The organism is Streptomyces sp. CBMA29 (assembly GCF_014596445.1).
Classification (GTDB): Bacteria; Actinomycetota; Actinomycetes; order Streptomycetales; family Streptomycetaceae; genus Actinacidiphila.
This window is the reverse complement of sequence record NZ_MECL01000224.1, coordinates 86076-98085: the sequence shown is the minus strand read 5'-3', so window position 1 is coordinate 98085 and position 12010 is coordinate 86076. Positions and strand designations below refer to the sequence as shown.

The window sequence follows — 12010 nt, the reverse complement described above, 5'->3', positions numbered from 1 at the left end:
GTCAGGCGCGGTTGACCCGGCCTGCCACCGCGTGCGCGACCAGCAGGTAGACGGCTGCGGGCAGACCGTAGTTGAGCACGGTGCGCCACTTGGCGTTGTCCACCGTGAACAGGTCCTTCGACCAGCCCGCGAGCCAATTCGCCGAGTGATGGACCCAGTTGACCAGGTCGTTCGCCCGGTTGGCGTCGAACACGAAGAAGAAGATCCACAGAATCAGGATCAGTGCAGCGATGTCTGCGACGATGAGGATGATCGCCGCGGCGGGGTTACCGCCATACCGTCTGGCCATGACAACCGTCTTGCCCGGCTCAGGCGATTGAAACTCCTTTCGATTCCGCGGTGACGGCGCGTTCTCGCGAAGCGTGAGGATCTGGCCAGAACTCCCGAGTGGCGGGCGGACCGGGGCCGGGTGATGCTGCCGAAGACCACGCACCCCCCGCATCCGTAGTCCGAATGCCACCCCCGGAGGTCCCCGTGCCGACAGGCATCCCGTTGCGCCGGACGATCGTCGCGCTCCTGCTCGCCGTCACCTTCTTCACGGCGACCGCCTGCGGCAAGTCCACGGACTCCATGTCGACCGGGAGTTCGGACCCGAGCGCGTCGCCGACCAGCACCGTCGAGAAGCAGAAGCTGGCCAAGACGCGCTTCGTCGCCAACGCGGGCCTCGCGGCCGGGGCCACGTACCAGTGGATCGTGAAGCCGTACAAGGCGGGCAAGTTCAAGAAGGGCACGAGCGGCCGGACCTTCGCGCTGGTCAAGGCCGGTCTGGCGGGCACCTTCGCGTACAACAGGCTGAAGGCGGCGGCCGGGAACGCCAAGGCCGACCCCACGCTGAGCAAGGCGGTGGCACCGCTGACGGCGGGCATCGACGCGCTCAAGGACCTGCCGTCCAAGCTCCGCAAGGGCGACTCCACCGACCAGGCGGCGAACAGCTTCGACGACGTGATCAACAAGGTCAAGGAAGCGGGCAAGAGCGCGGGGGCGGACGTCACCAACAACGTGCCCTCGCTCAAGGACATCGGCGGCTGACGCACCCGGAGCCGACCGTCAGGCTAGGCGTTCAGCTCCGCCAGCACCCGCAGTGTCTCCCGGTCGGGCGCGGTCACCAGCAGGTCGGTGACCGGGCCCGACCGCCAGGCCGCGAGCCGGTCGGCGATCCGTTCGCGCGGCCCGACCAGCGAGATCTCGTCGGCGAAGGCGTCCGGCACGGCGTGCACCGCCTCCTCGCGGCGGCCCTCGGCGAAGAGCCGCTGAATCCGCCCGGCCTCCTCCTCGTACCCCATCCGGCCCATCAGCTCGGCGTGGAAATTACGGCCGCGCGCGCCCATGCCGCCGATGTAGAAGCCGAGCATCGCCTTGACCGGGAGCAGCCCGTCGGCCGGGTCCGCGCAGACCTGCGCGCGGACCAGCGGGGCGACCATGAAGTCCTTGGGCGCGTCGGCGAGCGGCGCGTCGTAGCCGTCGGTACGGAACGGCGACCAGTACAGCGGCAGCCAGCCGTCGGCGATCCGTACCGTCTGAGCGATGTTCTTGGGACCCTCGGCGCCCAGCAGCACCGGCAGGGCGGCGCGCAGCGGGTGGGTGATGGGCTTCAGCGGGCGGCCGAGCCCCGTGCCGTCGGGACCTGCGTACGGCAGCGCGTGGAAGCGGCCGTCCAGCCGTACCGGCGCCTCGCGGCGCAGCACCTGGCGGATCACGTCCACGTACTCGCGGGTCGCGGTCAGCGGACTGCTCGGGAACGGGCGGCCGTACCAGCCCTCCACCACCTGCGGTCCCGACAGGCCGAGGCCGAGCATCATCCGCCCGCCGGAGAGGTGGTCGAGGGTGAGCGCCTGCATCGCGGTGGCGGCGGGGGAGCGGGCCGCCATCTGCGCGATACCCGTGCCCAGCCTGATCCGGCTGGTGTGCGCGGCGATCCAGGTGAGCGGGGTGAAGGCGTCCGAGCCCCACGCCTCCGCGGTCCACACCGAGTCGTAGCCCAGCCGTTCCGCCTCCTGCGCCAGCCCCACATGGCCGGGGTCCGGGCCGCGGCCCCAGTAACCGAGCGCGAGTCCGAGCCGCATGAACGCCTCCTGGGGGCAGGTGATCTGACGGTGCGTCAGTAATACTGGGAGGGTACGCGTGCCCGCCGCGGGCCGGAAGACCGACGGCTGCGGCGGCAAAGCCGTTCGCGGGTGACGAAAGAACAGCGGCCGGTCCCGGCGTCCGGAGGGAGGTCCGGAGCGGGACCGGCCGCTGTCGCGTACCGGAAGGAGAAACGATCAGCCGCGCTGGATGCCGCTGCTGTCCTGGAGCACACCGCGCCGCCCGTCCTGGGTCTGCGCGACCAGCGCGGGCCCGCGCTGGTCCACGGCCAAGTACCAGGTACCCGGCGTCAGTTCGGCGATCTGCGCGCCCGGGTTGTCCTCCGCGAACAACGGGCGCGGCACCGGCACCGCGAACCAGAAAGCGGTGAAGTCCGACGACGGACCCTGCGCGGCGGCCGGCTGCGGCGCCGACTGCTGCGCGCCGTACGGCTGCTGGGCCTGCTGCGGCTGACCGTACGGCGTCTCGACGGACTGCGCGCCGCCCGGGTAGCCGTAACCGGCCTGCGGCGGACCCGCCGCGTACGGCTGCTGGCCGGGGCCGACACCGTACGGCTGGGCCGCGGGCCGCGGGGCGCCGAGCAGCGGGGCCTTGAGCGCGGGAAGACGGTTGGACAGCGGGGCCGCCACCGCGATGACGATGCCGAACAGCAGCGTCAGCCAGTTGCCCGCGCCCTTGTCGACGCCGTCCGGGTTGTCGAACAGCGTCGCCCACAGGGCGGTCCAGCCCACGAACAGCGAGATCGCGACCGCCCACTGCTCAAGCGAGAGCCCCAGGATCTGCCGCCCGACGAGCGGACCGGTACGCGCCAGCACCACCGCGGCGGCGGCGATCAGCGCGGCCAGCGTCACCGAAGGCAGGATCGGGAAGTAGTCCGAGTGCCACAGGTTCCGCGAACTTTCCGCGCCGTTGAACGGCGACTTGAAGCTGAAGAACGGCAGGAACGAGGCGATCAGCAGCAGCACCGCTGCTCCGATCACCGCGCCGTCTCCTCGGGTCAGGGAGCGGATGTTCACGTCAGGTCCTGTCCTTTGTCAGTTCGGTCAACTCAGCAAACTCAAGCAAACGCAACAAACGCAACAAACGCTATAAACGCAGCCGTACTCAATCGGGCGGTGCCCCATCGTACGGGTGTGATCATGTCCGGACAGCCGGGTATGACCATTGGTGCACGATCCATACCGGACTGCTACAGCCCTGTCACCTCTTCCCTTCGAGGAAGGCGGTGAGGCCGTCGGCGATCCCCTGGGCAGCGTGCTGCCGCCACGCGGAGTCCGTCAACGACGTGGCGTCATGAGCGTTGCGCATGTTCCCGCACTCGATGAACACCTTCGGAACGGTGGACAGGTTGAGCCCGCCGAGGTCGTCGCGGACCGTCATCCCCGTACCGTCGCCCAGGTAGTCCGCGAAGTGCTCGCCGGTCGCCGCGGCGAAATGCGAGCGCAACGTCGTGGCCAGCAGATACGAGGGTGCCGCGATCTTACGGGTGTCCGCGATGCCGACGTGCACCGACGTGGGCGCGATCACATGGAAGCCGGACGCCGACGCGGGCGCGCCGTCCGCGTGGATCGACAGCGCCGCGTCCGCGTGCGCCCCGTTCCCGATCCGGGCCCGCTCGTCCACGCACGGGCCGAACGCCCGGTCGCCGTCGTAGGTCAGCTTCACCTGCGCGCCGCGCGCCAGCAGAATCGCCCGCACCCGGTGCGCGACGTCCAGGGTGTACGTCGCCTCCGCGTAACCGGAGTTGGTCTCCGTCCCCGTGGTGTCGCACTCCTTGCGGGCGGTGCCGATGTTCACCAGCTTGTTGATCTCCGCCGTGTGCTTGGCGTTGTTGAGATTGTGGCCGGGGTCGAGGACGACGACCTTGCCCGCCAACGGCTTCTTCACGCCTGTGGTGTTGAGCGGTCTGGGGGAGGCCGTCGCCTGGGCGGTCGGGGCCGCGCCCGCCAGGTCCGCCTGCGGCGCCGAGCCCTTCTGGTCGTCGCCGCCGGTACCCGCCGAGGTCGGTGAGGCCGACGGCGAGGACGTCGGCGAGGCCCGTACGGCGCTGTCCTGCTCCGAGCCCCCGGAATGTCCCACGGCGTGGTACACCAGACCGCCTGCCAGGCAGGCCGGTACGACCACGGCGACCGCGATGATCAGAGTGCGGCCCTTGCCGCCCCCGTACGACTCGTTCCTGAACACGCCCGCGACTCTATCGGCCTCGCGGACATCCCTGAAGGGCGGTGGCCCGGCGCGGCCGGGGAGCTACGGAGGGCTAGGCAGTCGTTACGGCGACGGGCGGCGCGGGCTGCGGTTCGTGCGGGCTGCGGTTCGTGCGGGTTGCGGTTCGAACGGGCTGCGGATCGCGTGGGGCTACGGTTCGAACGGGCCCGGCAGCCTGCGCAGCACATGCAGCGACCCCGTGGCCGAGACCTCGGCGAACGCGCCGGAGTCCAGCGCGCGCCGGTACACCCGGTACGGCGCCTGCCCGCCGTCGTCCGGGTCCGCGAACACGTCGTGGATCACCAGCAGCCCGCCCTCGGCCACCAGCGGCCCCCACCCCTCGTAGTCGCCGCCCGCGTGCTCGTCGGTGTGCCCGCCGTCGATGAACACCAGCCCGAGCGGCTGCCGCCACACCTTCGCGACCTGCGGTGACCTCCCGACCACCGCGATCACGTGCTCCTCAAGACCCGCCTCGTACAGCGTCCTGCGGAAGGCCGGGAGCGTGTCCATCAGACCCGTCGCCTCCACCGCCACCAGCTCCGGGTCGTGGTACTCGCCGTTGCCCCAGTCCCGCTGTTGCTCCTCGCTGCCCCTGTGGTGGTCCACCGTCACCGCCACCGTGCCCGCGCCCCGGGCCGCGTCCGCCAGCAGGATCGTGGACCGCCCGCAGTACGTGCCCACCTCCAGCAGCGGCAGCCCGAGCCCGGCCGCGGCCTCCTTCGCCGCCGCGTACAGGGCCAGGCCCTCGTCCCGTGGCATGAACCCCTTCGCGGCCTCGAACGCCGCCACCACATCCGTCATGGGGCCACCTTATTTCCGCCAGGCCCCGGGCCGGGCCGGGGCTGGGGCCGTGCGGGGCCTACGCCCCCGGTGGGGGTGGACGTAGGCCAAAATCCCGATGCTTTCGTGACAGTCGGGACGGCAGCATGGTCCTCATGAGTGATCTCCTCGGACAGCGCGAACGAACCCCCCGCCGTACCGGGCGCCCGGCGCCGCCCGCCTGGGCGGTGCTGGTCGCGGTGTGCGCGGGCCAGTTCCTCGTGGTGCTCGACGTGTCCGTCGTGAACGTGGCGCTGCCGTCGATGCGTACGGACCTGGCGCTGAGCCAGGCCGGTCAGCAGTGGGTGGTGAACGCGTACGCGATCACGTTCGCCGGCCTGCTGATGCTCGGCGGCCGGGCCGCCGACCTCTTCGGCCGCAAGCGCGTCTTCCTCGTCGGCCTCGGCCTGTTCACGGCCGCGAGCCTCGCGGGCGGCCTCGCGCAGTCCTCGGGGCTGCTGATCGCCGCCCGCACCCTCCAGGGCATCGGCGCCGCCGTACTGGCGCCCACCACGCTCGCCATCCTCACCACGTCCTTCCCCGAGGGCCCCGAGCGGACGAGGGCGATCGGCACCTGGACGGCGGTCGGCGCGGGCGGCGGCGCGGCCGGCGGGCTCGTCGGCGGCCTGCTGACCGACTACCTGTCCTGGCGCTGGGTGCTGCTGGTCAACGTGCCGATCGGCGCGCTGGTGATCGTCGGCGCCGCGCTGTGGCTCACCGAGAGCCGCGGCGGTACGAGCCGCCGTCTCGACATACCCGGCGCCGTCCTGGTCACCGGCGGTGTCGCGGCCCTCGCGTACGGCATCGCCGAGAGCGAGTCGCACGGCTGGACGTCCGCCACCGCGCTGCTGCCGGTCATCGGGGGCGCCGTCCTGCTCGGCGGTTTCGTCGCCGTCGAGGCCAGGACCGCCCAGCCGCTGATGCCGCTGCGCCTGTTCCGTATCCGTTCGGTGTCCGCGGCCAACACCGTCCTGCTCGCGGTCGGCGCCGCGACCTTCGCCACCTGGTACTTCCTGTCGCTGTACATGCAGAACGTGCTGCACTACAGCCCGGTGCGGGCCGGTCTGTCCTTCCTGCCGCACACCGTCAGCATCATCGTCGGCTCCAAGCTGGCGCCCCGGCTGATGAGTTACGTGGACAGCCGGATCATCGGCGCGGCGGGCGGCCTCATCTCGGCGGCGGGCCTGGCCTGGCAGAGCCGCCTCACCGTGGACGGGGCCTTCCTCACCTCGATCCTCGGACCCGGCGTCCTCACCATGTTCGGCGCGGGCCTGATGATGACCCCCATCGCGGCGGCGGCCACCTCCGGTGTCGGCATGAGCGAACAGGGGCTCGTCTCCGGCCTCCTCAACACCTCCCGCCAGCTCGGCGGGGCACTCGGGCTCACGATCCTCGCGACCGCCGCCGCCGGTCGTATCTCCTCCCGCGCTCACGCGGGAGCGTCGGCGACACGCGCGCTGACCTCCGGATACTCCCTGGCCTTCCTGATCGGCGCGGCCTTCCTGGTCGTGGGCACCGCGCTCACGGCGCTGTTGCCGAAGCCGACTCCGAAGATCGTTCCGGTGTCGTAGCCGCCGTAGCCGCCGTAGCCGCCGTAGCCGCCGGGGCCGCCGGGGCCGCTGGGGCCGTCGGGGCCGTCTTCGTGTCGGCGCGTTTCAGAGGCCCCCGCGCTGTTCCGCCGGCGGAGAACACCGGCCCGGCCAGGCCCGACGATCACTACGGTCCAGTCTTATGACGACGACGACGACGATGACGACGACGACGCGCACGCTCGAGTATCCGGCCGACGGGTTGACGATGATCGGGCACCTCGCGCTCCCGGCCGGTGCCGATCGCCGGCCCGCGGTGCTGATCGGACCCGAGGGCATGGGGCTCAGCGACGTCGAGCGCCGCCGGGCCGACGCTCTCGCCGAGCTGGGATACGTAGCGCTGGCCTTCGACCTCCACGGCGGTCGCTATGTGGGTGACCCCGAGGAGATGCTGGCCCGTTGCCTGCCGCTGCTCGCCGACCCCGAGCGGATGCGGGGCATCGGCCACGCGGCGCTCGACGTGCTGCGCGCCGAACCGCGCACCGACCCCGACCGGATCGCCGCCGTCGGCTACGGCACCGGCGGGGCCATCGCGCTGGAACTCGGGCGCGACGGCGCCAACCTGCGCGCGATCGGCACCGTCAACGCGACGACCACAGGCCGGCCGGGCGAGGCAGCGCGCATCCGCTGCCCGGTGTGGGCCGGGGTCGGGTCGGAAGACCCGATCATGCCGCCCGCGCAACGGGACGCGTTCACCGCCGAGATGCAGGCCGCGGGTGTCGACTGGCGCCTCGTGGTCTACGGCGGCGCCTTGCACGCCTTCCACCACCCGACGGTCGACCACCCCACCGTCCCCGGCGTCGGCCACCACCCACAGCACGCGCGGCGCGCCTGGCGCGACGTCGTCGGCCTGCTCACCGAGTGCCTGCCCGTAACGGAGTGATCCGGTCGGCGACCGCGCAGCGGCTCGTCGCGGCGTACTCGACCATGACGGCGTCTTCCCAGGCGCAGCGCGTGACGGCGTCCTTCGGGCAGGCGAGGTGGCTGCTCGCGCCTTCCGGAGTGGTTCCCGGGCATCCCGTCACCCGGGCCACATGATGGGTGGATGCAGATCACTCCGCGCGCCTTCGCCCACGTCCGCCTCACGGTCACCGACATCGACCGCTCCCGCGCCTTCTACGAGGACCTCTTCGGACTGCCCGTCGCCTTCGAACTGCCCGCGGACGCGGACGACAGGACGCGCGAGGAGCTGTCGTTCCTCTACGGCGGCGTCATCTACCAGCTCGGTGACTCCCTGCTCGGCCTGCGCCCGGTCGCCTCGGACCGCTTCAGCGAGGACCGGGTGGGCCTGGACCACGTCAGCTTCGCGGTGAGCGGCCGGGACGACCTGGAGGCCGCGCTGCGCGTCCTGGACGACCGCGGCATCCCGAACGCCGGGATCAAGGACATCGGCGCGGGCTGGATCCTGGAATTCCGCGACCCGGACAACATCGCCCTGGAACTCTTCGCCCCCGCCTCCTGACCCGCGCCGACCGGCCCCGACACCGCCTGGCGGCACCGCGCAGCGGCCTGCCGGCCCGGGGCCTGCCGGGCGACGGTGCCGCTCTCACTCATGGCCGGCGCCCCTGCCGATTCCCGCCGCCCCTTTCGTCAGGAGTTCCTGGCCGGGAGAGCCTCTGACCGGCTACCGCCCGCGCCCGGCCGCCGTGTGCCGTATGCCGCGGATGTACGGGTCGAAGAGCAGGGACCAGTTGCCCACGGCGTGGTGGGCGCGCAGTGCCTGTCCGGTCTCTTCCGCCTCGGCGGGGAGGCCGGCCGGGGTGAGGCCGACTGCCGTGAGGTCCGCGGGCACCCGGCCGTCCCACTCGGTGGCCGCGTCGAGCAGATACAGCAGGTGCTCGGTCGCCGGGCCCTCGTCCCCGGCCTCCAGCGCGCTCGTGGTGAAGGCGCGCTGGTCGTCGCGCCACACCAGGTCCGAGCTGTCGACGGCGGATGCGACGAGCTCCGCCCAGTACGCCTCGTCGTGCGCCCCGGTGCGCTGCCGCATGTGCCGCGCGGCGAACCGTGCCATGGCTCCCGCGTCGTCGATCAGCGGGGAGAGCACCTGGTCGGAGGAGAAGTCGAAGCCGAACCAGAGGCGGCGGCCGTCGAGGACCAGCGATTCGATCCCGCCGACCACCTTGGTACGCCCGGCCAGCCCGGTCAGCCCGGCCTCCGTGTCCGCCGCCGTGTCCGCCTCCGCGCCCACCTGCCCGCCCGTTCCTGCCGTTGCCGCGCCCTCGACCGCCATGGTCGCCCCCTCGTCGCTCGTTCCCGCTACCGCTACCGCTACCGCGGGAGTCTGTGCGGAGTTGTCTATCGCACGGCACTGACACCCGCGCGGACGCCTACGGCCGACCGGCCGCTTCGAGCAGGCTCTTGAGCCGGGCCAGGTCGACGGTGACGGACTCGGCGTCGCGCCGGAAGTCGTCGTCGCTCATCTCCGGCTGCCGCCGAAGGGTGAAGACGACCTCGCTGGCCTGGCCGTGGCCGTCCGCGATCACCCGGACCGGGTTGTAGACGGTCTGCCCGGAGGGCAACGTGACGTCGTGGTCGAGCACGCCCCACTCGTTGGCGGGCGAGAAGGCGACGGTCACACGCCCCAAGGGGGCTGACCGCGCGACCCATTCACCGTCGATCTCCTCGATCGAGCCGCCGAGCCCGTGCGCCCACTCCGGCAGATTCGCCGGGTTCGAGGCGTAGTCGTAGACGTCCTTGACGGGACGGTCGATACGGATGCCGAGGTGCCGGGATTCCGTGCCCGTGCTGTCCGTACCCGTGCTGTCCATGCCTGTGCTGTCCATGACCGCGACGCTAGCGGCCGGCCGGCGCCGTTTTCTTGAACGAATCGGACATGGCGGGAATCCCCGGGGGAGGGGGCTCAGCCGAAGTAGTGGCCGTCCTTCAGGTCCGCGATCAGGCCGGGACGGGTCGGCCGCCAGTCGAGCAGATCGCGCGTGATCCGTGCGGAGGCGGGGCCGTCGACGGCCCAGAAGCGGCCGAGCCAGCCGACGTACTCCCCGGCCTGCTCGGCTGTGACGGAGACGGCGGGGACGCCGAGGTGCGAGGCGAAGATCTCGGCGACCTCGCGGATCGGAACGCCCTCGTCGGCGACCGCGTGCAGCACGGAACCGGCGGGCGCGGATTCGAGCGCGAGGCGGAACAGCCGGGCGGCGTCGTCGCGGTGGACGGACGGCCAGCGGTTGGCGCCGTCGCCGACGTAGGCCGCGGCGCCCTTCTCGCGCGCGAAGCCGATCGCGACCGGCATGAACCCGTTGTCGCCGGTGCCGTGCGTGGCGGGCGGGAGGCGTACGACGGAGGAGCGGACGCCGTGGCCGGCGAGGGCCTGTACGTAGTGGGCGTTGCCGATCCGGCCGCCGGAGCCGCTGATCGGGCCGTTGCTGTTGCTGCTGCTGTTGGTGCTATGAGTGCCGTCCTCCGTGCTCGCGGCCGTCGCGAGTCCGTCGCGTTCGGTCGCGACGACGCCGGGCGGCAGTCCGAGCACGCCGAGGATGCCGGAGGCGATGACGAAGGGCTTGTCCGTACCGGTCAGGGCCTCGCCGAAGGTCTCGATCGCCGCGCGGTCGGCGTCGGTGGCACCGGCGAAGTCGCCCGCGAAGGCGATGTCGTGCTTGAACGCGAGGTGGACGACGCCGTCGGACGACGCGGCGGCCTCCCGCAGCGTGCCGAGGTCGTCGAGCGATCCCGGCAGAGCCTCGGCGCCCGCGGCCCGCAGGGTCCGGGCGGCGGCATCGGAGCGGGCGAGCCCGACGACCGAGTGACCGGCGGTGATCAGCTCGGGTACGAGCCCGCGGCCGACCCAGCCCGACGCTCCTGTGACGAAAACGCGCATGGGGAACCTCCAGAAAGGGGCGCGCCCGTCCGGCGAATCCGCGGCGGGCGGCCTTGCGGTCACCCTCCATTCTTTGTACGGTCGTGCAAGAAAAGTCAAGCGGTGACGTCGGCTGACGCATGATGGGTGCTGGACGACGACGGACCGCGACGATCACGACGGACCGCGGCGATCACCACGGACCGGCGATCACGACGGACCGCGACGATCAACCGGAGGCAGCGATGGCGGGGCGGCCCGTCGACCACCAGCGGCGCGCGGAACTGCTCGACGCGGTGGTCGACTACACGGTCGAGCACGGGTTCTCCGAGGTGTCGTGGCGGCCGGTCGCCGCCGCCCTCGGGGTGTCGCCCACGACCCTCGTCCACCGCTTCGGCACCAAGGAGCAGATGCTCCAGGCCGTCCTCGGGCGCCTGCGCGAGCGCATCTTCCAGGCCACCAACGAGACGGCCGGACACCAGCCCGATCTGGCGACGTCCGTACGCGCCGTCTGGCAACGCGCCTCCGACCCGCGCCAAGGCGCCGAATTCCGGCTCTTCTTCGCCGTTTACGGCCGTGCGCTCCAGGCGCCCGAGCAGTTCTCCGACTTCCTCGACCACGTCGTCACCGACTGGATGAACGCCCTGTGCGCCGCCCAAGGGCCCGATGTCTCACCCGAGTTGGCGGTACGTACGGCCACCCTCGTCATCGCCACCGTTCGCGGCCTGCTCCTCGACCTCCTCGCCACCGGCGACCGCGCTCGCGTCGACGACGCGGCCGAAGCGTTCCTCGCCTCGCTGAGGTGAGGGGTCAGAGCCAGCCGTTCTGGCGCGCGTGGCGTACGGCTTCGATGCGGTTACGGGTGCCGGTCTTGCCGATGGCCGCGGAGAGGTAGTTGCGCACGGTGGATTCGGAGAGGAAGACGCGGGCCGCGATGTCGGCGACGGTGGAACCGTCGGCGGCGGCGTTGAGCACATCGCGCTCACGCGGGGTGAGCGGGCTGGGCCCCGCGCTGAGCGCGGCTGCCGCCAGGGCAGGGTCGATGACGCGCTCGCCGCGCAGGACGCGGCGGATGGCGTGGGCCAGTTCCTCGACGGGCCCGTCCTTGACCAGGAATCCGGCCGCGCCCGCTTCCATGGCGCGCCGCAGATACCCCGGCCGGCCGAACGTGGTGAGGATGAGCACCTGGCACGACGGCAGCCGCTTGCGCAGCTCCGCCGCCGCGTCGAGCCCGCTGCACCCCGGCAGTTCGATGTCCAGCAGCGCGATGTCCGGCCGCGCCTCCAGTGCCTCCGCCACGATCCGGTCCCCGGCCGCCACCTGCGCGACGACCTCCAGGTCGTCCTCCAGATCCAGCAACAACGCGAGCGCGCCCCGCATCATCCCCTGATCCTCCGCGAGCAGCACCCGCGTCAGCGCCCCGCCCCGGCTGTCGCCCTGCTCGCCGTCCTGCCCTGTCTCCCCGTGGGTCATCCCCCCACCCTAGACAGCCCCCGCCCGC

14 protein-coding genes are annotated in these 12010 nt (G+C 72.0%); 5 read left to right on the top strand and 9 right to left on the bottom strand.

The genetic code is table 11. The features are described 5' to 3' along the window. Position 1: 1 nt before the first annotated feature. Positions 2-289, bottom strand: coding sequence for a hypothetical protein (locus tag BGM09_RS31130; protein WP_188285062.1), 288 nt, complete (start codon positions 287-289; stop codon positions 2-4). A gap of 185 nt (positions 290-474) precedes the next feature. Between BGM09_RS31130 and BGM09_RS31125 the strand changes: the two genes are divergently transcribed. Next, positions 475-1029 carry a hypothetical protein gene (locus tag BGM09_RS31125; protein WP_188285061.1) on the top strand — a complete coding sequence of 185 codons (555 nt, stop codon included), beginning with the start codon at positions 475-477 and terminating at the stop codon, positions 1027-1029. A 23-nt stretch (positions 1030-1052) separates the two neighbouring features. Here the strand turns inward: BGM09_RS31125 and BGM09_RS31120 are convergent, their stop codons facing one another. The 4 genes from BGM09_RS31120 to BGM09_RS31105 all read right to left on the bottom strand — a co-directional run bounded on the left by BGM09_RS31120 (position 1053) and on the right by BGM09_RS31105 (position 5091). Next, the gene (locus BGM09_RS31120) at positions 1053-2063 is read right to left on the bottom strand and encodes an LLM class F420-dependent oxidoreductase (protein WP_188285060.1); all 1011 of its coding nucleotides are present in this window, start codon (positions 2061-2063) and stop codon (positions 1053-1055) included. A gap of 198 nt (positions 2064-2261) precedes the next feature. After that, positions 2262-3101: a hypothetical protein gene (locus tag BGM09_RS31115; protein WP_188285059.1), complete on the bottom strand. Its 840-nt coding sequence runs from the start codon at positions 3099-3101 to the stop codon at positions 2262-2264. Positions 3102-3285: 184 nt separating this feature from the next. Further along, positions 3286-4269 carry an N-acetylmuramoyl-L-alanine amidase gene (locus tag BGM09_RS31110; protein WP_188285058.1) on the bottom strand — a complete coding sequence of 328 codons (984 nt, stop codon included), beginning with the start codon at positions 4267-4269 and terminating at the stop codon, positions 3286-3288. A gap of 171 nt (positions 4270-4440) precedes the next feature. Continuing rightward, positions 4441-5091, bottom strand: coding sequence for a class I SAM-dependent methyltransferase (locus BGM09_RS31105; RefSeq protein WP_188285057.1), 651 nt, complete (start codon positions 5089-5091; stop codon positions 4441-4443). A gap of 125 nt (positions 5092-5216) precedes the next feature. Between BGM09_RS31105 and BGM09_RS31100 the strand changes: the two genes are divergently transcribed. From BGM09_RS31100 to BGM09_RS31090, 3 genes are all read left to right on the top strand, one after another. After that, a complete protein-coding gene (locus BGM09_RS31100; protein ID WP_411158385.1) occupies positions 5217-6680 on the top strand; it encodes an MFS transporter in 1464 nt (487 codons plus the stop codon). A gap of 160 nt (positions 6681-6840) precedes the next feature. Next, positions 6841-7581, top strand: a complete 741-nt coding sequence (locus BGM09_RS31095; RefSeq protein ID WP_411158384.1) for a dienelactone hydrolase family protein — start codon at positions 6841-6843, stop codon at positions 7579-7581. A gap of 162 nt (positions 7582-7743) precedes the next feature. Continuing rightward, positions 7744-8160: a VOC family protein gene (locus tag BGM09_RS31090; protein WP_188285055.1), complete on the top strand. Its 417-nt coding sequence runs from the start codon at positions 7744-7746 to the stop codon at positions 8158-8160. Positions 8161-8322: 162 nt separating this feature from the next. Here the strand turns inward: BGM09_RS31090 and BGM09_RS31085 are convergent, their stop codons facing one another. The 3 genes from BGM09_RS31085 to BGM09_RS31075 form a co-directional block, all read right to left on the bottom strand. Then, positions 8323-8928 (bottom strand): hypothetical protein, encoded by a 606-nt coding sequence (locus BGM09_RS31085; protein WP_188285054.1) that lies wholly within the window; start codon positions 8926-8928, stop codon positions 8323-8325. A gap of 97 nt (positions 8929-9025) precedes the next feature. Further along, on the bottom strand, positions 9026-9481 hold the full coding sequence (locus tag BGM09_RS31080; protein ID WP_223187845.1) for an SRPBCC family protein: 456 nt from the start codon (positions 9479-9481) through the stop codon (positions 9026-9028). 77 nt (positions 9482-9558) lie between these two features. Next, complete coding sequence (locus BGM09_RS31075) at positions 9559-10530, bottom strand: SDR family oxidoreductase (protein WP_188285053.1); 972 nt, start codon at positions 10528-10530, stop codon at positions 9559-9561. A gap of 224 nt (positions 10531-10754) precedes the next feature. Here BGM09_RS31075 and BGM09_RS31070 point away from each other — a divergent pair, with 224 nt between their 5' ends. Next, complete coding sequence (locus tag BGM09_RS31070; RefSeq protein ID WP_188285052.1) at positions 10755-11315, top strand: TetR/AcrR family transcriptional regulator; 561 nt, start codon at positions 10755-10757, stop codon at positions 11313-11315. 4 nt (positions 11316-11319) lie between these two features. Here the strand turns inward: BGM09_RS31070 and BGM09_RS31065 are convergent, their stop codons facing one another. Continuing rightward, positions 11320-11925: a response regulator transcription factor gene (locus BGM09_RS31065; RefSeq protein ID WP_188285147.1), complete on the bottom strand. Its 606-nt coding sequence runs from the start codon at positions 11923-11925 to the stop codon at positions 11320-11322. Positions 11926-12010: the final 85 nt, after the last annotated feature.

Excerpts from the sequence above, each read along its gene's own strand:
- BGM09_RS31130 (WP_188285062.1), bottom strand. The coding sequence starts at position 289 with ATGGCCAGACGGTATGGCGGTAACCCCGCCGCGGCGATCATCCTCATC.
- BGM09_RS31120 (WP_188285060.1), bottom strand. The coding sequence starts at position 2,063 with ATGCGGCTCGGACTCGCGCTCGGTTACTGGGGCCGCGGCCCGGACCCC.
- BGM09_RS31105 (WP_188285057.1), bottom strand. The coding sequence starts at position 5,091 with ATGACGGATGTGGTGGCGGCGTTCGAGGCCGCGAAGGGGTTCATGCCA.
- BGM09_RS31100 (WP_411158385.1), top strand. The coding sequence starts at position 5,217 with ATGGTCCTCATGAGTGATCTCCTCGGACAGCGCGAACGAACCCCCCGC.
- BGM09_RS31095 (WP_411158384.1), top strand. The coding sequence starts at position 6,841 with ATGACGACGACGACGACGATGACGACGACGACGCGCACGCTCGAGTAT.
- BGM09_RS31090 (WP_188285055.1), top strand. The coding sequence starts at position 7,744 with ATGCAGATCACTCCGCGCGCCTTCGCCCACGTCCGCCTCACGGTCACC.
- BGM09_RS31085 (WP_188285054.1), bottom strand. The coding sequence starts at position 8,928 with ATGGCGGTCGAGGGCGCGGCAACGGCAGGAACGGGCGGGCAGGTGGGC.
- BGM09_RS31080 (WP_223187845.1), bottom strand. The coding sequence starts at position 9,481 with ATGGACAGCACAGGCATGGACAGCACGGGTACGGACAGCACGGGCACG.
- BGM09_RS31075 (WP_188285053.1), bottom strand. The coding sequence starts at position 10,530 with ATGCGCGTTTTCGTCACAGGAGCGTCGGGCTGGGTCGGCCGCGGGCTC.
- BGM09_RS31070 (WP_188285052.1), top strand. The coding sequence starts at position 10,755 with ATGGCGGGGCGGCCCGTCGACCACCAGCGGCGCGCGGAACTGCTCGAC.